Genomic DNA, 16,733 nt, shown 5'->3' with positions numbered 1-16,733 from the left:
ATCCCGCACCCTTGTCGATCAAGGGGTTTGCGTCAGGAATCGCGGTCCTGTGACGCGAACATCCTGATCAACCGCAGCCGGGCGGCTGGGGGCGGTTGGGGTGGGGACGGGCGTGACTTTGGGATCGTGCTGTCGCCGAGGGCGGCAGGCGGATTTCTTCGTGGAGATCGTGCTCGATCCTGGTTGTAGTGGTCTCCGGGGTGCTCGATGCCCCTGTATCCAGGATCGAGGGGCCTGCCCGGCCCGGCGCGGCGTGGGACGAGATCGAGGGGCCTGCCCGGCCCGGCGCGGCGTGGGACGAGATCGAGCGGGCGGGCGGCCGGCGTGGGTCCCGGTCCGCAGGTCCCCGGTGAGCAGCATCCGTTCGTCGGCAGAGGTCACCAGCACCGACTGGTGGCGGGCGTGTGGCCGGGAGTGGGCAGCAGTCGTACCGCTGGGGGGAGGGTGGCCTCGCCGTCGACCACCCGGAGTTGGCCGGCGGCGCGTAACGGCGCGATCAGGCCGGCCGGCAGGCCCGGGTTGAGCGCCTCCGCCGCCGTCACCTCGGCGCGCTGCACCAGGTAGCTCGCGTTCGGGAAGTACGGACGGCCCGGTGTGCCGGTGACCGCCCAGCCGATGTGGTCGCTGTGCAGGTGGGTCAGGATGACCGCGTCGACGTCGGCCGGATCGATGCCGGCGGCGGCCAACTCGGCGGGCATCCGGCCGGGCACCGGCGCCCAGCTCGCGGCGGGCGCGTCGGTCGGGCCGATGCCGGCGTCGACCAGGGTGACCGGCCCGTCGCCGACACGGATCGCGAAGCTGCGAAACGGCAGCCACCACTGCCGTCGGCGGTCACCGAGCCGGGGTCACGTCGGTCGGCCTCCCGCCAGTGCGCGGCCGTGGCGAGGGGAAACGCCTCGCCGCGAGGTTGGAAGAAGGCACCCTCGCCGTCGGTCAGAGCGGTCACCGTGATAGACCCGAGGGTGCGGCTCAGTGGCATCGGGCGATGATGCCAGGGAACTTCTGTGCCGTGCAGCCCGGTTTCCGCCGGCCGGTCGAGGCCGGCTGGGGGCTGCCGGCCCAATTGCAGTACGCTCGTACTGCTTGAGCACGTGTCCCCCGAGAGGAGCGCCGGCCGATGGCGAAGATCAAGGTAAACAACCCGGTCGTGGAGCTCGACGGCGACGAGATGACCCGGATCATCTGGAAGCAGATCCGGGAGCAGCTGATCCTGCCCTACCTCGACGTCGACCTGCACTACTACGACCTGTCGATCCAGCACCGCGACGAGACCGACGACCAGGTCACCATCGACGCCGCCAACGCCATCAAGGAGCACGGCGTCGGCGTCAAGTGCGCGACCATCACCCCGGACGAGGCCCGGGTCGAGGAGTTCGGCCTGAAGAAGATGTGGCGGTCGCCCAACGGCACCATCCGCAACATCCTCGGTGGCGTCGTCTTCCGCGAGCCGATCATCATGTCCAACGTGCCGCGGCTGGTCCCCGGCTGGACCAAGCCGATCATCATCGGCCGGCACGCCCACGGTGACCAGTACAAGGCCACCGACTTCGTCGTCCCCGGCCCCGGCAAGGTGACCGTCACCTACACCCCGGCCGACGGCGGCGCGCCGATGGAGATGGAGGTCGCCAACTTCTCCGGCGGCGGCATCGCCATGGGCATGTACAACTACGACGAGTCGATCCGGGACTTCGCCCGGGCGTCGTTCCGGTACGGGCTGGACCGCAACTACCCGGTCTACCTGTCCACCAAGAACACCATCCTCAAGGCGTACGACGGCCGGTTCAAGGACATCTTCGCCGAGGTGTTCGAGAACGAGTTCAAGGCCGAGTTCGACGCCGCCGGCATCACCTACGAGCACCGGCTGATCGACGACATGGTCGCCGCCGCGCTCAAGTGGGAGGGCGGCTACGTCTGGGCCTGCAAGAACTACGACGGTGACGTGCAGTCCGACACCGTCGCGCAGGGCTTCGGCTCGCTGGGTCTGATGACCTCGGTGCTGCTCTCCCCGGACGGCCGGACCGTCGAGGCCGAGGCCGCCCACGGCACTGTCACCCGGCACTACCGGCAGTACCAGAAGGGCGAGAAGACCTCGACCAACCCGATCGCGTCGATCTACGCCTGGACCCGGGGCCTGGCCCACCGGGGCAAGCTGGACGGCACCCCGGCGGTCACCGAGTTCGCCAACACCCTGGAGCAGGTCATCGTCGACACCGTCGAGGGCGGCCAGATGACCAAGGACCTCGCGCTGCTCATCTCGCGCGACGCCCCGTGGCTGACCACCGACGAGTTCATGAACGCGCTCGACGAGAACCTGGCCCGCAAGCTCGCCGCCTGATTCAGGCGTACCGCGTCATCGAAGCCCGCCGGCACTCTGCCGGCGGGCTTCGGTGCGTCTGGTGTCGCCACGCCGCCCGGCGTCACTCCGGTCGGCGCGCCTCGTTGACCAGGATGGACAAGATGCCAGTCGAGTCCAGGAAGGTTGACCACGGTCGACCTGCGGCACCCGTGCGCCGATCAGCCAGCCTTCCCGGCTGTGCCGTGCACAGCCAGCCGTCCCTTCCCTGCGGGGGGCCCTGTCCCGGGCCCCCCGCGCCCTGTTCCCCGCCTGCTCAGGCGGCGCGAAGCAGATCGGCGCGTGCTCCGGGGAGATGTCGTTGATGAACACTCCCATCCCGGACTCGGAGCCCGCCAGGTACTTCAGCTTGTCCGTGGCCCGCCGGATGCTGAACAGCTGCAGGTGCAGGTGGCCCAACTCCCGGTCGACGCGTACCGGCGCCTGGTGCCAGGCCGAGATGTACGGCATCGGCATGTCGAACAGGCCGTCGAAGCGGCGCAGCAGATCCAGGTAGAGCGGCCCGAAGGCGTCCCGCTCGTGGTCGCTGAGCGCCGGGATGTCCGGCACCACCCGGTGCGGCGCGACGTGCACCTCGAACGGCCAGCGGGCCGCCGCCGGGACGAACGCCGTCCAGTGCTCGTTCTCGGTGACCACCCGGTCGCCGGTGGCGCGCTCGGCGGCCAGCACGTCCGCGTACAGGTTGCCTCCGCCGGTCCGCTCGGCGTGCCGGCGGGCCGCGGCCAGCAGCGCGCGGGTGCGCGGCGTCACGAAGGGGTACGCGTAGATCTGCCCGTGCGGGTGGTGCAGCGTGACACCGATCTCGACGCCCCGGTTCTCGAAGCAGAAGACCTGTTCGACGCCGGGCAGCTCGCCCAGCACCTCGGTCCGGTCGGCGAGCGCGTCCAGCACGGTGCGGACCCGGCGCGGCGGCAGGCTGGCGAAGGAGGCGTTGTGGTCGGAGGTGAAGCAGACCACCTCGCAGCGGCCGAGCCCCGGCCGGACCGTGGTGAACGGGGTGATCTCCTCGGGCTCCTCGGCCACCCGGCCACTCAGTGACGGGAACCGGTTCTCGAACACCACCACGTCGTAGTCGGGCGCGGGGATCTCGGTCAGCCGATCGCCCACCGAGGGGTCGAGGGGGCACTCGTTGGCCGGCGGCAGGAAGGTGCGGGTCTGCCGGTGCACGGCGACCGCCACCCACTCGTCGGTCAGCGGGTCGTAGCGCAGCTGCGACGCGGGCGGAGGCGGCGGCAGGTCTCGGCGGTCCGGCTGGTCGCGGACCGCGTCGTCGCGCTCGTCGAAGTAGATCAGCTCCCGGCCGTCGGCCAGGTCGATCGCGGTGCGCTTCACAACGCCGTCCCCTCAGTCGTCGGCGTGCGCGTCACGCGGCCCGCCCCCTGTCGCCTCAACCATGATCAGTTCGCCCACCTGCTCGCCGAGTACCCGTCGTGCGGGTGGAGGCAACCGTTCGTCGCTGACCAGTACGTGTGCCGCCGCCAGCTCGACGATCGAGGAGATGCCCACGGTGCCCCACTTGGTGTGGTCGGCGAGCACCACCAGCCGGTCGGCGGCGGCCACCAGCGCCCGGTCGGTCTCCGCCTCCATCAGGTTCGGGGTGGTGAAGCCGGCCCGTTCGGTGATGCCGTGCACGCCCAGGAAGAGCAGATCCAGGTGCAGCGACCGGACGGCACCGACCGCGAGCGGGCCGACCAGCGCGTCCGACGGGGTGCGTACGCCGCCGGTCAGCACCACCGTCTGGTCCGGTCGGCCACCGGCGTGCAGGATCTCGGCCACCGGCAGCGAGTTGGTCACCACGGTCAGGCCGGGCACGTCGACCAGCCTCCGGGCCAGTTCGGCGGTGGTGGTGCCGGCGGAGAGCGCCACCGCCGCGCCGGGGCGGACCAGCTGGGCCGCCCGGTCCGCGATGGCGGCCTTCTCCGGCAGTTGACGAACCGACTTGGCGTGGAAGCCCGGCTCGTCGGTCGAGCTCGGCTCGGTCGTGGTGGCGCCGCCGTGCACCTTGGCCAGCAGGCCGCGCTCGTGCAACGCCTCCAGGTCGCGCCGGATGGTCATGTCGGAGACACCGAACTCGCCCGCCAACTCGGTGACCCGGACGCCGCCGGTCGATCTGACCCGCTCCAGGATGGCCGCCTGCCGCTGCTGAGCGAGCATTCGCCGTGCCTCCCGGGATCCGCGCACCCTCACGCAGTCAAACGTGTTCCAACAAAGATGAACACTAGCGCGAAGGTGACAGTGGCGGAAGGAACGGGTCCGGCGTCGGCTCAGACCGAGGCGATCTTCAGCTCCACCCAGCCGGTCTCGGTGAGGTGGTGCAGCACGGCCTGCACCGCGTCCGCCACACTCAGGTCGGTGGTGTCGAGCACCAGGTCGGCGTCGGTCGGCTCCTCGTACGGGTCGTCGATGCCGGTCATCCCGGTGAGCAGGCCGGCCCGCGCCCGCGCGTACAGGCCCTTGCGGTCCCGACGCTCGCACACCTCCAACGGGGTGGCCACGTGCACCAGCACGAAACCCGCCCCGGCCGCCAGGGCCATCTCCCGGGCGGTGGCCCGGGCCGCCGCGTACGGGGCGATCGGGCAGCAGATGCCCACCCCACGGTGTCGGGCGATCTCGGCGGCCACCCAGCCGATCCGTCGGACGTTCAGATCCCGGTCGGCCTTGCTGAAGCCCAGCCCGGCGGAGAGTTCCCGGCGCACCACGTCCCCGTCGAGCAGGGTCACCGTGCGGTCGCCGCTCTCCCGTAACGCGTCCGCCAGCCCCCGGGCGATTGTCGACTTGCCGGAGCCGGAGAGGCCGGTCAGGAAGACCACCAACCCCCGGTGCCGACGCGGCGGCCGGGCCCGGATCAACTCCCGCGCCACCGCCGGCGGGGTGTGCCACTCCGGTAACGGGAAGCCCCGGTCGAGCAGGTCGTCGATCTCCGGCTGGGTCAACGCGAGCCGGCGGTTGCGGGGCGGGATGTCCTCCCGCCAGCGCCACTGCCCGTCCCGGTTGTCGTAGGCGAGTTCCCGAGGCACCAGCACCCGCAGCCCGGCACCGGAGAGCATCTCCCCGGTGGAGAGCAGGTGGGTGACGCCGTACGCGGCGGAGACCCGGGCGCGCAGCAGCGCGTCGCTGATCTCCTCGCGCCGGTGCGACAGCGGCACCGCGACAAGCGTGGCGGGCGGCATCCGGTCCCGGGCGGCGAAGACCGCGCGGACCAGCGCCTCCGGCGGGAGCCCGTCGGCGCCGCCCTCACCGACCGGGATCATCACCAGCAGATGGGCGGCCAGGGTACGGGCGGCGTGGGCGATCTGCGCAAGCTGCGGACGATGCAGCGGCCGGTCGGCGACCACTCCGAGCACCCGGCCCGGAGGGAGTAGCGCCCGGACCTCCTCCGGGCTGCGGCGCAGCCGCTGGAACGGACCGTGCCCACCGTCGCCCAGTCGCTGGACCTGGCCACCGACCCCCGCCACGCCCTCGCGTACCGGCCAGACGTCGGCCACGTCCAGGGCCGCCGCGGGCGCCCCCTCGCCGTCGGTCAGCACCAGCGCCCGGCGGGCCGGGTCGCGCGGATCGAAGCTCTGCGCCAGTGCGGCCGGCACCTGGAGGGTGACCGCCACCTGCCACGGCGCGCCGTCGGCCAGCCGGCCGCGCCGGCTGACCGAAACCAGGTCGGCGCGGGTCATGAAGCCGGTCAGCGGGGCGTACGCGCCGGTCAGCAGCAGCTCCAGATCCGCCAGCTCACCGGGCCGCGGCGTGTACGCCGGCGCATCCCGGAGCACCTCGTCGGGCAGCACCCAGCCGTTGCTCATCCACACCCCCCACTCGCTGACCGGCACACAGTTTCGCAGCCGACCGCCGATCGGTCGAGGGCGCCACTCCACGACCCGCGCGGGTCGATCAGCGCTTGACCCGCCGGCCGATCGCCGACCGCACCCGGTTCCACACCTTCCGCTCGTCGCGGATCCGAGGTCGGGAGCCGTCGGTCGGGCAGATGAACAGCAGCGGCAGCCGCCCGTCCTCGGTCCACCCCACATTGCTGATCCGCGCCTTGAGCAGCCAGCTGCCCCTGGTCCGGCCGCCGTTGAGGGTGGCGAAGTCGATCGTGGCGGTGCCCCTGTGCACCAGGTGGAAGCGGCCCGCTCCGGCCGTTCCGGTGACCCGCTCGGTCTCGAAGGTCACCGGCAGGAAGATCTCGTCGCCCGTCTCCCGGCGTCGGGCGACCAGGTCCAGGCGGGCCTTGCTCACCTGCGCGGTGGAGTCGAGCACCTCGGGGGCGATCTCCTCCATCGGGAGCACCAGGACGTCCCGGCCGTCGTCGGAGCGGAAGCCGATCGGCTGCTTTCCGGAGCGCAGCTCGGCGGCGACGGTCACCGTGACCGCGTGGTCGGCGTGCCGGAGTTCGTCGATGGTGGCGTGCGCGGCGATGCCCGCCTCCCACCGGGCGAGCCGGCGCAAATCCGCGACCCGGCCCCGCTCGGCCAGGTACGCCACGGCCCGGAGCAGGGGTGGCAGCCCGCCGGCGACACCCGGCGCGAAGCGGTCCTGGATGACCTTCTGGGTCTCCAGCGCGAGCTGCTCCAGCCAGTCCTCGGGGGCGTTCAGCAGCCGCTTGCCGCGCAGTCGGCTGAGCATCTCGTTGCGCAGCCAGCGCCGGTGCAGCCGGTCGCGCAGCGGCCCCGGCTCGGTGTTGGCGTCGACGATGTCAAGCGCGTCCCGCACGCTGGCGAAGTAGCTCGACGGCTCCAGCCGGGCCGCGGTGACGTTGCGCGCGTCGCTGCGCTGCACGTGGTGGTAGCAGGTGTAGTCGGACAGCACCGAGGTACGCCGGGACAGGAAGTAGGCCCGCACGACCACCGAGTGGTCCTCCAGCCGCCGCTTGCCGCCCTCCGGGAACCGCAGACCGTGCTCGTTGAGGAACCCGCGCCGGAACAGCTTGTGGCAGGTCAGGCTGTCGATCAGCGGTGAGTTTCCCAGGGTGGCGTCGAAGCGGTTCTTGCGGAACAGCTCCCGGGGCACCGGACGCCCGTACCCGGCCATCTTGCCGACCACGATGTCCGCGTCGTTCGCCTTCGCGCAGGCGTGCAGCCGTTCGAGCGCCTCGTCGGCGAACCAGTCGTCATCGTCGGCGAAGAAGACGTACTCGCCGCGGGCATGCTCGATGCCGAGGTTGCGCGGGCGCGACGGCCAGCCGGAGTTCTCGATGTGCAGCACCCGGATGTGTGGATGCTCGGCGGCCAGCCGGTCCAGGCGCTCGGCGGTGTCGTCGGTCGAGCCGTCATCGACGAAGATCGCCTCGAACTCCTCGGCGGGCATCGACTGACGTAGCAGCGACTCGGCCAGCTTCTCGATGTGCGGGCCGCAGTTGTACGCCGGCACCACGACGCTCACCTTCGGGACGCCCACCTCGGCCATCAGGATCCCTCCCGCGTCGTCGGTCGATCACCAGGCGGGTCGATGCCCGGTGAACGGGAGGTGAATGGTGTCACCTTCGATGTGGCTTTGCTGAGGCGGGGTCGGGCCGGACCCGGGACCGGGGGAAACGCCGCGACCGCACCGGCGACGGGCCTTAGGGGTCCGTCGCGGCAAGGATCAGGGGAGCGCCGGGGGCGTGGCCGGTGTGCGTTCGGGCATCGGCTCCCTACGCTGGGCGCGTGACACTGATCGCGACCCAGTCGCTCACCAAGACGTACGGAGGTCGGGTCACCGCACTCGCCGACCTCACCGTCGCCGTCGAGCCCGGGATCATCGGCCTGGTGGGCGCGAACGGCGCCGGCAAATCCACGTTGATCAAGATTCTGCTCGGCCTGATCGCCCCGACCAGTGGTCAGGTCTCGGTGCTCGGCATCGACCCGACCACCGACCCGGCTGCCGTCCGCGCCCGGGTCGGCTACATGCCCGAGCATGACTGCCTCCCACCGGACCTGTCCGCCGCCGAGCTGGTCACCCACCTCGGCCGGATGAGCGGCCTGCCGCGCACCGCCGCCCGGGAGCGGGCATCGGAGGCGCTGCGGCACGTGGGGCTCTACGAGGAACGCTATCGCCCGGTCGGCGGTTACTCGACCGGCATGAAGCAGCGCGTCAAGCTGGCCCAGGCGCTGGTGCACGACCCCGACCTGCTGCTGCTCGACGAGCCGACAAACGGCCTGGACCCGGCCGGCCGCGACGCGATGCTGGCCCTGGTGCACCGGATCGGCACCGAGTTCGGCATCTCCGTGCTGGTCTGCTCGCACCTGCTCGGCGAGGTGGAGCGGATCTGCGACACGCTTGTCGCCATCGACGGCGGCCGGCTGCTGCGGGCCGACAACATCTCCGCGATGACCTCGGCCACCGACGTGCTCGCCGTGGAGGTCAGCGAGGGCACCGAGGAGCTCGCCGCCCGCCTCGCCGAGCTGAAGCTGCCGGTCGCACGGGACGGGCGACTGCTGCTCGTACCGCTCGCCGACGACGGCACCTACGACCTGATCCTCGGTGCGGTCGCCGACCTCGACCTGCCGCTGCACCGACTGGACCAGCGCCGGCACCGGGTGGCCGAACTCTTCGCCACGAGGGAGCTCACCAATGCCTGAGCCGTCTTCCGCCGCCGTGCGCACCGCGCCGACCGGTGTCATCCACGACATCGGCTACCAGCGCTACGAGGGCCCGAGGCTGGGCCGACGGCACGTCTTCGGCGCGCTGTACCTGCACGGGCTGCGCACCACCTTCGGCCTCGGCCGCAGCGCCAAAGCCAAGATCTTCCCGTGGCTCGTGGTCAGCATCGTCACCCTGGTCGCGGTGGGCCTGGCCGCGATCCGCAGCCAGATCGGCGAGCCGGTGGCCACGTACGCCCAGTTCGCCGACTCGATGAGCTGGCTGGTGCTCTTCTTCGTCGCGGTGGCCGCGCCCGAGCTGGTCTCCCGGGACCTGCGCAGCGGCGTGCTGCCGCTGTACTTCTCCCGACCGCTGCCGCGCGCCGACTACGCGGTGGCCAAGCTGCTGGCGCTGGTCACCGCGCTCTGGCTGCTGCTCGGCGGGCCCCAGCTGGTGATGTTCCTGGGCGCCGCGTTCACCACCAAGGAGGGCATGGGTGGGGTCTGGGACGAACTGCTCGACCTGCTGCCCGGGCTGCTCTACGCCGGGCTGTGGGCGGTGGTCTTCGCCTCGGTCGGGCTGCTGATCGCGTCCCTGACCGGCAAGCGCGCCTTCGCCGCCGGCGGTGTGGTGGCGGTCTTCCTGATGACCACCCCGATCGTGGCCACCCTGGCGATCCTGCCGTCGCGGGCCGCCAACGAGCTGGCCGGGCTCGCCTCGCCGTCCACGCTGGTGCAGGGGGTGGGCATCTGGTCGCTGGGTGACCTGCTGGTCGAGGGTGACCAGGGTGGTCCGTCCATCGGCGGGTTCGGCCCGGTCTACGCCCTGGCCGCGGTGCTGCTGGTCGCCGGCGCGACCGCCCTCCTGCTGGTCCGCTACCGGAAGGTCGCCTCCTGATGAGCACGCTGAACCTGACCGGGGTGTCCCGGTGGTACGGCAACGTGGTCGCGGTCAACGACATCAGCATGGCCCTGGGGTCGGGCGTGACCGGGCTGCTCGGCCCGAACGGCGCCGGCAAGACCACGCTGCTGCACATGATGGCCGGCTTCCTCGCCCCGTCCCGCGGCACTGTCACCCTCGACGACCAGCCGACCTGGCGTAACCCCGAGGTCTACCGGCGGCTGGGGTTGGTCAGCGAGCGGGAGGCGGTGCAGGGCTTCCTCACCGCGTACGAGTTCGTCCTGGCCAGTGCGAAACTGCACCGGCTGGCCGATCCGGCGGCGGCGGCCCGACGGGCGATCGACCTGGTGGAGTTGGAGTCGGCGCAGGACCGCCGGATCAGCACGTACTCCAAGGGCATGCGGCAGCGCGCCCGGGTGGCCGCCGCGTTGGTGCACGACCCGCAGGTGCTCCTGCTCGACGAGCCGTTCAACGGTATGGACCCGCGCCAGCGGCTGCACATGATGCAGCTGCTGCACACCCTGGGTGACGCCGGCCGGACGATCCTGTTCAGCTCGCACATCCTGGAGGAGGTCGAGCAGGTCTCCGGGACGGTGCAGGTGATGGTGGCCGGCCGGTTGGCCGCCTCCGGCGACTTCCGGACCATCCGCCGGTTGATGACCAACCGCCCGCACGTCTTCGCGGTGCGCTCCACCGACGACCGGGCGCTGGCCGTCGCGCTGATCGGCGAGCCGTCGGTGAGCGGTGTCGAGTTGGACCCGAGCGGCCTGACCGTGCGCGCCGGTGACTACGGCGCCTTCACCCGGGCGCTACCCCGGATCGCGCTGAACAAGGGAATCCGGGTGCGCCAGTTGGTGCCGTCCGACGAGTCCCTGGAGAGCGTCTTCTCCTACCTCGTGGAGGCATGATGTCGACCATTACCTGGATCACCGCGCGCGGGTTGTTCGGCCGCCGCCGGTTCCTGCTGCTGCTCCCGTTGCCGTTGGTGCTGCTCGGGCTGGCCGTGCTGTGCCGGTCGCTGGGGGTGGACCCGGGCCAGTGGGGGCCGGCGGTGCTGGTCGGCCTCGGCCTGGCGGTGGTGCTGCCGGTCGTCGCGTTGATCATCGGCACCGGCGTGCTGGGCGCCGAGATCGACGACGGCACCGTGGTGCACATCCTGACCAAGCCGCTGCCGCGCTGGCAGATCGTGCTGCCGAAGCTCGCGGTGGCCGCCGGGGTCACCGCGGCCACCGTCGCGGTGCCGATCTACGTCGCGGGCGTGCTCGCCGATTCGGTACGCCTCGGGCTGGCGCTGGCGTTCGCGGCGGCGCTCGGCGCGCTGGCGTACTCGGCGCTGTTCCTCGCGCTCAGCCTGGTCACCAGGCGGCCGGTGCTGCTCGGCCTGGTGTACGTGCTGATCTGGGAGGGGCTGCTGGGCAACTTCGTCAGCGGCACCAAGGTGCTCTCCATCCAGCAGTACGTGATCGCCCTCGCCGACCGGTTGGCCCCCACCGGCCTGTTGGAGGCCACCGTGTCGGTGCCGTTGGCGTCGGTGATGACCGCGCTGGTCAGCGTCGGCTTCACCGGGCTGGCGATCAACCGCCTGCGCTCGTTCAGCGTGGCCGGGGAGACGAGCTGAGGCCGGTGCCGACCGGTGTTCCGGCCAGCCACCGCCCGGCGGTAGGGCTGGCCGGATGGACCGGTCGGGCCACACCGGGCCAGGCTGGTGGGCGTGAGCGTCGAAGTGGAGCGAACGTCGTTGGCTGAGCCGTACTCCCGGAGCAGCCGGCCGTGGCTGACCAGCCTGGCGGTTGCCGGGCTGGCCTGCGCCACGGTCGCCACGGCTGCCCAGGGCAGTGGCCAGTTCCACTGGTGGGCCGTCTTCATCCTGATCCCGACCGCGTTGATCGCGGCCAGCGGCGGGCCGTTGCTGGCCCGGGGCGGTGGCCGGGCCTTCGCCGGGTACATGCTCGCCTGCGTCGGTGTGCTGGGGTTCGCGGTGGGCGCGCTGCTGATGTTCGGCGTGATGGGGCGGGGCTGGCCGCTGATGGTGGTGCTGCCCTGCCTGGCGGTCGCCGGCACCTACGCCTGGCGGGCGGCCCACCCGCTGGCCCGGGGGCTGCACCGGGCGGTGGCCCTGCTCGCGCTGACCGGCGCCCTGCTCGGCCTGGCCCTGCAACTGCTGCGGGTGGATCTGATCCACCTCAAGACCGGCTGGTGGGGTGCGTTCCTGATGCTGGCCGGGGCGATCGTCCTGGGCAACGCGGGGGAGCTGACCCGGCACCGGATGCCGTACCGCCTCCAGGCGATCACCCTGCTGGTGGGGCCGGCCGTGGTCGCGTTCCTGCTCGGGCTGCGCTTCCTGCGCGGCTGGTGACGGCCGGTCCGCCGCCGCCCCCTCGGGCGGCGGCGGACGGCGGTCAGAAGGCGCAGGCGATGACGAGTTCCGGGGTGCGGTCGGGCAGTAGGTCGAGTTTGCCGATCCGGCCGGCCGCCCGTAGGTCGTCGGCGACCAGGGTGAGCTGCTCCAGCAGGGCTGCCGGGCCGAGCGCCTCGGCCAACGGCACCTCCGCCTTCATCGACAGTTTCCGCTCCGACTTGGCCCGCCGGACCTGGCTCAACGCGTCACCGGCGAGGCGCAGCAACGCCGGCTCACCCGAGCCCTCGATCGTCCGGTCCACCTCGTAGGTGGTCGGCCACGGCGCGCGATGCACCGAGCCGTACCGCCACCACGACCAGACCTCCTCGGTCACGTACGGCAGCACCGGGGCGAACAACCGCAGCTGCACCGACAGCGCCGAGGCCAGCGCGGCCCGCGCCGAGTCGGCCGCCGCGCCGGTGCCGTAGGCACGCTCCTTGACCAGCTCGATGTAGTCGTCGCAGAACCGCCAGAAGAACCCCTCCGTCGCCTGCAACGCCGCCGTGTGGTCGTACGAGTCGAAGGCGGCGCTCGCCGCGCTGACCACGGCGGCCAGCTCGGCGAGCATGGCCCGGTCCAGTGGAGCCGTCGCCGGGGCGCGCAGCGCGTCCGCCGCGCCCAGACCGAGCGCGAACTTGGACGCGTTCAGCAGTTTGGTGGCCAGCCGCCGGCCGACCTTGATCTGCGCCGGGTCGAAGGCCAGGTCCATGCCGGGCTTACCGCTGGCCGCCCAGTAGCGCACCGCGTCCGAGCCGTGCTGCTCCAGCAGCGCCAGCGGGGTGACCACGTTCCCCTTGGACTTGGCCATCTTCTTGTGGTCGGGGTCGAGGATCCAGCCGGAGAGCACGGTGTCCCGCCAGGGCAGCACCCCGTGCTCGAAGTGCGAACGGACCACGCTGTCGAAGAGCCAGGTGCGGATGATCTCCTGCCCCTGCGGGCGGAGGTCCATCGGGAAGACCTGGGCGAACAGGTCGCTGTCGGTCTCCCAGCCGCCGACGATCTGCGGCGTCAACGACGAGGTGGCCCAGGTGTCAAGCACGTCCGGGTCGCCGATGAAGCCACCCGGATAGCCGCGTTGCGACTCGTCGTAACCGGGTGCCGGATCGCTGGACGGGTCGACCGGCAGCGCGGACTCGTCCGGCGTGAGAGGGTGGGACCAGTCCGGCTCGCCAGCGCCGTCGAGCCGGTACCACACCGGCACCGGCACCCCGAAGAAGCGCTGGCGGCTGACCAGCCAGTCCCCGTTCAGGCCGCCCCCCCAGTTGTCGTAGCGGTGCTTCATGTGCGCCGGCACCCAGTGCAGGTCGGCACCCCGGGCCAGCAGCGTGGCCCGCAGCTCCGGGTCCCGGCCGCCGTTGCGCAGATACCACTGTCGAGTGGAGACGATCTCCAGTGGCCGGTCGCCGCGCTCGTAGAACTTCACCGGGTGGGTGATCGGGCGTGGCTCGCCGACCAGGTCACCAGCGTCGGCGAGCAGCGCGGCGATCTCCCGGCGGGCGCCGTTGACGGTCTGCCCGGCCAGCGCCGCGTACGGCTGTGCCGGCACGCCGGCCGGCGGCTCGGGGAGCAGCCGGCCGTCCCGGCCGATCACCACCCGGGTGGCCAACCCCAGCTCACGCCACCAGGTCACGTCGGTCAGGTCACCGAAGGTGCAGACCATCGCGACGCCGGTGCCCTTGCCCGGGTCGGCGAGGGGATGGGCGTGCACCGGCACCTCGACGTCGAACAACGGGCTGCGAACCGTCCCGCCCACCAGGTCGGCGTACCGCTCGTCGTCGGGGTGACAGACCAGCGCCACGCAGGCCGGCAGGAGCTCGGGTCGGGTGGTGTCGATGAGCACCTCGCGCCCGTCGGCCGCGACGAATCGCAACCGGTGGTAGGCGCCGGGGCGCTCCCGGTCCTCCAACTCCGCCTGGGCGACCGCGGTGGCGAAGCCGACGTCCCAGAGGGTCGGCGCCTCCGACTGGTACGCCTCGCCACGCAGCAGGTTCCGCACGAACGCCCGCTGACTGGTGGCCCGGGCGATCCGGCCGATCGTGGTGTAGGTCAGCGACCAGTCGACCGAGAGGCCGAGCCGTCGCCACAGCGCCTCGAACGCCTGCTCGTCGGTGACCGTCAGCCGTTCGCACAGCTCGATGAAGTTGCGCCGGGAGATCGGGGTGGGGTCGCGGCGGGCCGCGTCGTCGACCGGGGCCGTCGGTGGCCGCCACACCGGGTCGTACGGCAGTGCCGGATCGCAGCGCACCCCGAACACGTTCTGCGCGCGCCGCTCGGTGGGCAGGCCGTTGTCGTCCCAGCCCATCGGGTAGAAGACCGCCTTGCCGCGCATCCGCTGGTAGCGGGCGACCGTGTCGGTGTGGGTGTACGAGAAGACGTGCCCCATGTGCAGCTCGCCCGATACGGTCGGCGGTGGGGTGTCGATGGAGTACACGTCCTTCCGCTCCCGGGAACGGTCGAACGCGTACGTGCCCTCCTCCTGCCAGCGGCGCGCCCAGCTCTCCTCGAGCCCGTCCAGGGTCGGACGCTCGGGAACGCCGGCGCGGGCGGTCCTCGCCGTATCGGTCATTAGCCGATCGTAGGCATCTGCGGGGTGCCGGGCGACGTGGTTAGCACCTGACACACCGCTGGCCGGGCCCTGCCCGAGCGCTAGATCAGCGAATCGCGCCACTGTTGGTGCAGGGCCGCGTACCGGCCGTCGGCCTCGGCCAGCACGGCGGGTGGGCCGTCCTCGACGACCTTTCCGCCGTCGAGGACGAGCACCCGGTCGGCGGTCTCCACGGTGGAGAGCCGGTGCGCGATCACCAGGGCGGTGCGGTCGCGCAGGATGGTGCCGAGTGCCCGCTGCACCAGCCGTTCGGTCGGCACGTCCAGCGAGGACGTCGCCTCGTCCAGGATCAGCACTGTCGGGTCGGCCAGGAAGGCCCGGGCGAACGCGACCAGTTGCCGCTGCCCGGCGGAGAGCCGTCCGCCGCGTCGGTGCACCTGGGTGGCGTACCCCTCGGGTAGCGCGGCGATGAAGTCGTGCGCGCCGATCGCCCGCGCGGCGGTATGCACGGCGGCGTCGTCCGCTCCCGGCCGGCCGAACCGGATGTTCTCCGCGACGGTCCCGCTGAACAGGTGGTTCTCCTGCGTCACCAGCACCACCGCGCGACGCAGGTCGGCGTCGCGTACGTCGCGCAGGTCGACCCCGTCGAGCCGGACGGCGCCGGTGTCGGGGTCGTGGAACCGGGCGACCAGCTTGGCGATCGTCGACTTACCTGCCCCGGTCGGCCCGATCAGCGCCACCGTCTGCCCGGCCGGCACTGTCAACTCCAGCCCGCGGAGGATCGGGGTGTCCGCCCGATAGCCGAAGGTGACCGCCCGGAAGGCCAGTTCACCGCGACCTGGGCCGGTCGGCAGTGGGGTGGGCCGGGCCGGTTCGGCGACCGCCGGGCGTTCGTCGAGCACCCCGGCCAGCTTCTCCAGTGCGGCGGTGGCCGACTGCAACGAGTTGTAGAACTGGCTCAGCTCCTGCATCGGCTCGAAGAAGCGGCGCAGGTAGAGCAGGAACGCGGCGAGCACCCCGGTCTCGGTCTGCCCGCCGAGCACCCGCCAGCCGCCGTAGCAGAGCACCACCGCCACCGTGACGTTGCCGATCAGCTTGATCGCGGGCGAGTAGGTGGCGATCAGCCGGAACGCGTGCAGGCTGGACCGCCGGTAGTCGTCACCGAGCGCCACGAAGATCCGTTGGTTGCGCGGCTCCCGACGGAACGCCTGCACCGCCCGGATGCCCCGCATCGACTCGACGAAGTGCACGATGACCAGCGCGACGGCGTCCCGGGTCGCCGGTACGCGCTGGCCGACGACCGGGCGAACCAGCGGGAGAGCCAGAACAGGAACGGGAAGGCGAACAGCGTCACGGCGGCCAGTGGCAGGTCCAGCCAGAGCAGGATGGCGGCCACCGACAGGATGGAGAGCCCGGCCAGCACCAGGCTGTCGATCCCACCGTCGACAAGTTCGCCGATCGAGTCCAGGTCACTGGTGAGCCGGGAGACCATCCGGCCGGAGGTGTACCGCTCGTGGAAGCCCACCGACAGGCGCAGGAACTGCCCGAACACCCGCTGCCGCAGGTCGAGCAGGACGGCCTGGCCGATCCGGGCGGAGAGGGTGAGGAACCCGCGGCGGGCCGCGTACTCGGTGACCGCGGCCGCCGCGAACGCCCCGGCGACGGCGACCAGCGGGCCGGGGTCACCGGCGCGCAGCGGCGTGATCGCCCGGTCGATGCCGACCATGACGAGGTACGGGCCGGCCATCGCGGCGGCGTTCTGGGCCAGCAGCAGGCCGACCGCCCCGGCGAGTCGCCTCCGGTGCGGCCGGAGCAGGTCGGCCAGCAGGGCCCGGCTGAGCCGGCGCAGCCGGGCCACCGCCTCGGGGCTGGTGTCCTCGGCGCGACTGCGGTCGGCCTCCGGGTCGGTGGCGGTTCCGCGCCAGCGGGTCAGCTCCGGCTCGTCGTCGGGCGGTGGGTCGGCCTGCTGCGGGACGGTCACGAGC

At 72.0% G+C, this 16,733-nt stretch carries 12 protein-coding genes and 1 pseudogene; 6 read left to right on the top strand and 7 right to left on the bottom strand.

All coding sequences use genetic code 11. From position 1 onward, the window contains the following. Window positions 1-377: 377 nt before the first annotated feature. Complete coding sequence (locus tag JM949_RS37050; RefSeq protein ID WP_309232164.1) at window positions 378-749, bottom strand: MBL fold metallo-hydrolase; 372 nt, start codon at window positions 747-749, stop codon at window positions 378-380. Between the two features lie 368 nt (window positions 750-1,117). Here JM949_RS37050 and JM949_RS15120 point away from each other — a divergent pair, with 368 nt between their 5' ends. Further along, the gene (locus tag JM949_RS15120) at window positions 1,118-2,335 is read left to right on the top strand and encodes an NADP-dependent isocitrate dehydrogenase (RefSeq protein WP_203149118.1); all 1,218 of its coding nucleotides are present in this window, start codon (window positions 1,118-1,120) and stop codon (window positions 2,333-2,335) included. A 15-nt stretch (window positions 2,336-2,350) separates the two neighbouring features. Here the strand turns inward: JM949_RS15120 and galT are convergent, their stop codons facing one another. The 4 genes from galT to JM949_RS15100 all read right to left on the bottom strand — a co-directional run bounded on the left by galT (window position 2,351) and on the right by JM949_RS15100 (window position 7,750). Next, a complete protein-coding gene (galT, locus tag JM949_RS15115) occupies window positions 2,351-3,685 on the bottom strand; it encodes a galactose-1-phosphate uridylyltransferase (protein ID WP_407664774.1) in 1,335 nt (444 codons plus the stop codon). 12 nt (window positions 3,686-3,697) lie between these two features. Beyond that, on the bottom strand, window positions 3,698-4,507 hold the full coding sequence (locus JM949_RS15110; protein WP_203149117.1) for a DeoR/GlpR family DNA-binding transcription regulator: 810 nt from the start codon (window positions 4,505-4,507) through the stop codon (window positions 3,698-3,700). A 110-nt stretch (window positions 4,508-4,617) separates the two neighbouring features. Next, window positions 4,618-6,147 carry an adenylyl-sulfate kinase gene (gene cysC / locus JM949_RS15105; RefSeq protein ID WP_203149116.1) on the bottom strand — a complete coding sequence of 510 codons (1,530 nt, stop codon included), beginning with the start codon at window positions 6,145-6,147 and terminating at the stop codon, window positions 4,618-4,620. An 88-nt stretch (window positions 6,148-6,235) separates the two neighbouring features. Continuing rightward, window positions 6,236-7,750 (bottom strand): glycosyltransferase family 2 protein, encoded by a 1,515-nt coding sequence (locus JM949_RS15100; protein WP_203149115.1) that lies wholly within the window; start codon window positions 7,748-7,750, stop codon window positions 6,236-6,238. 239 nt (window positions 7,751-7,989) lie between these two features. Between JM949_RS15100 and JM949_RS15095 the strand changes: the two genes are divergently transcribed. The 5 genes from JM949_RS15095 (at window position 7,990) to JM949_RS15075 (ending at window position 12,161) form a co-directional block, all read left to right on the top strand. After that, on the top strand, window positions 7,990-8,904 hold the full coding sequence (locus JM949_RS15095; protein ID WP_203149114.1) for an ABC transporter ATP-binding protein: 915 nt from the start codon (window positions 7,990-7,992) through the stop codon (window positions 8,902-8,904). After that, on the top strand, window positions 8,897-9,802 hold the full coding sequence (locus tag JM949_RS15090; protein ID WP_203149113.1) for an ABC transporter permease: 906 nt from the start codon (window positions 8,897-8,899) through the stop codon (window positions 9,800-9,802). Before JM949_RS15095 ends, JM949_RS15090 begins: the two co-directional genes overlap by 8 nt. Next, window positions 9,802-10,713 carry an ABC transporter ATP-binding protein gene (locus JM949_RS15085; protein WP_203149112.1) on the top strand — a complete coding sequence of 304 codons (912 nt, stop codon included), beginning with the start codon at window positions 9,802-9,804 and terminating at the stop codon, window positions 10,711-10,713. The genes JM949_RS15090 and JM949_RS15085 overlap by 1 nt, the downstream gene beginning before the upstream one ends. Further along, window positions 10,713-11,423 (top strand): ABC transporter permease subunit, encoded by a 711-nt coding sequence (locus JM949_RS15080; RefSeq protein ID WP_203149111.1) that lies wholly within the window; start codon window positions 10,713-10,715, stop codon window positions 11,421-11,423. The genes JM949_RS15085 and JM949_RS15080 overlap by 1 nt, the downstream gene beginning before the upstream one ends. A gap of 93 nt (window positions 11,424-11,516) precedes the next feature. Next, window positions 11,517-12,161, top strand: a complete 645-nt coding sequence (locus JM949_RS15075) for a hypothetical protein (protein WP_203149110.1) — start codon at window positions 11,517-11,519, stop codon at window positions 12,159-12,161. Between the two features lie 43 nt (window positions 12,162-12,204). Here JM949_RS15075 and valS read toward each other — a convergent pair whose 3' ends face one another. Together valS and JM949_RS15065 are read right to left on the bottom strand one after the other, a co-directional pair. Further along, complete coding sequence (gene valS / locus JM949_RS15070; RefSeq protein WP_203149109.1) at window positions 12,205-14,769, bottom strand: valine--tRNA ligase; 2,565 nt, start codon at window positions 14,767-14,769, stop codon at window positions 12,205-12,207. An 80-nt stretch (window positions 14,770-14,849) separates the two neighbouring features. Continuing rightward, a pseudogene (locus JM949_RS15065) lies at window positions 14,850-16,729 on the bottom strand (ABC transporter ATP-binding protein). Between the last annotated feature and the right edge of the window lie 4 nt (window positions 16,730-16,733).

Origin of the sequence: Micromonospora tarensis, assembly GCF_016803395.1 — a bacterium.
Classification (GTDB): Bacteria; Actinomycetota; Actinomycetes; order Mycobacteriales; family Micromonosporaceae; genus Micromonospora; species Micromonospora tarensis.
This window is presented reverse-complemented; position numbering and strand designations above follow the sequence as displayed.

What these genes read in the sequence shown, in the direction of transcription:
- JM949_RS15120 (WP_203149118.1), top strand. Translation starts at nt 1,118, where the DNA reads ATGGCGAAGATCAAGGTAAACAACCCGGTCGTGGAGCTCGACGGCGAC.
- JM949_RS15110 (WP_203149117.1), bottom strand. Translation starts at nt 4,507, where the DNA reads ATGCTCGCTCAGCAGCGGCAGGCGGCCATCCTGGAGCGGGTCAGATCG.
- cysC (WP_203149116.1), bottom strand. Translation starts at nt 6,147, where the DNA reads ATGAGCAACGGCTGGGTGCTGCCCGACGAGGTGCTCCGGGATGCGCCG.
- JM949_RS15100 (WP_203149115.1), bottom strand. Translation starts at nt 7,750, where the DNA reads ATGGCCGAGGTGGGCGTCCCGAAGGTGAGCGTCGTGGTGCCGGCGTAC.
- JM949_RS15090 (WP_203149113.1), top strand. Translation starts at nt 8,897, where the DNA reads ATGCCTGAGCCGTCTTCCGCCGCCGTGCGCACCGCGCCGACCGGTGTC.
- JM949_RS15085 (WP_203149112.1), top strand. Translation starts at nt 9,802, where the DNA reads ATGAGCACGCTGAACCTGACCGGGGTGTCCCGGTGGTACGGCAACGTG.
- JM949_RS15080 (WP_203149111.1), top strand. Translation starts at nt 10,713, where the DNA reads ATGTCGACCATTACCTGGATCACCGCGCGCGGGTTGTTCGGCCGCCGC.
- valS (WP_203149109.1), bottom strand. Translation starts at nt 14,769, where the DNA reads ATGACCGATACGGCGAGGACCGCCCGCGCCGGCGTTCCCGAGCGTCCG.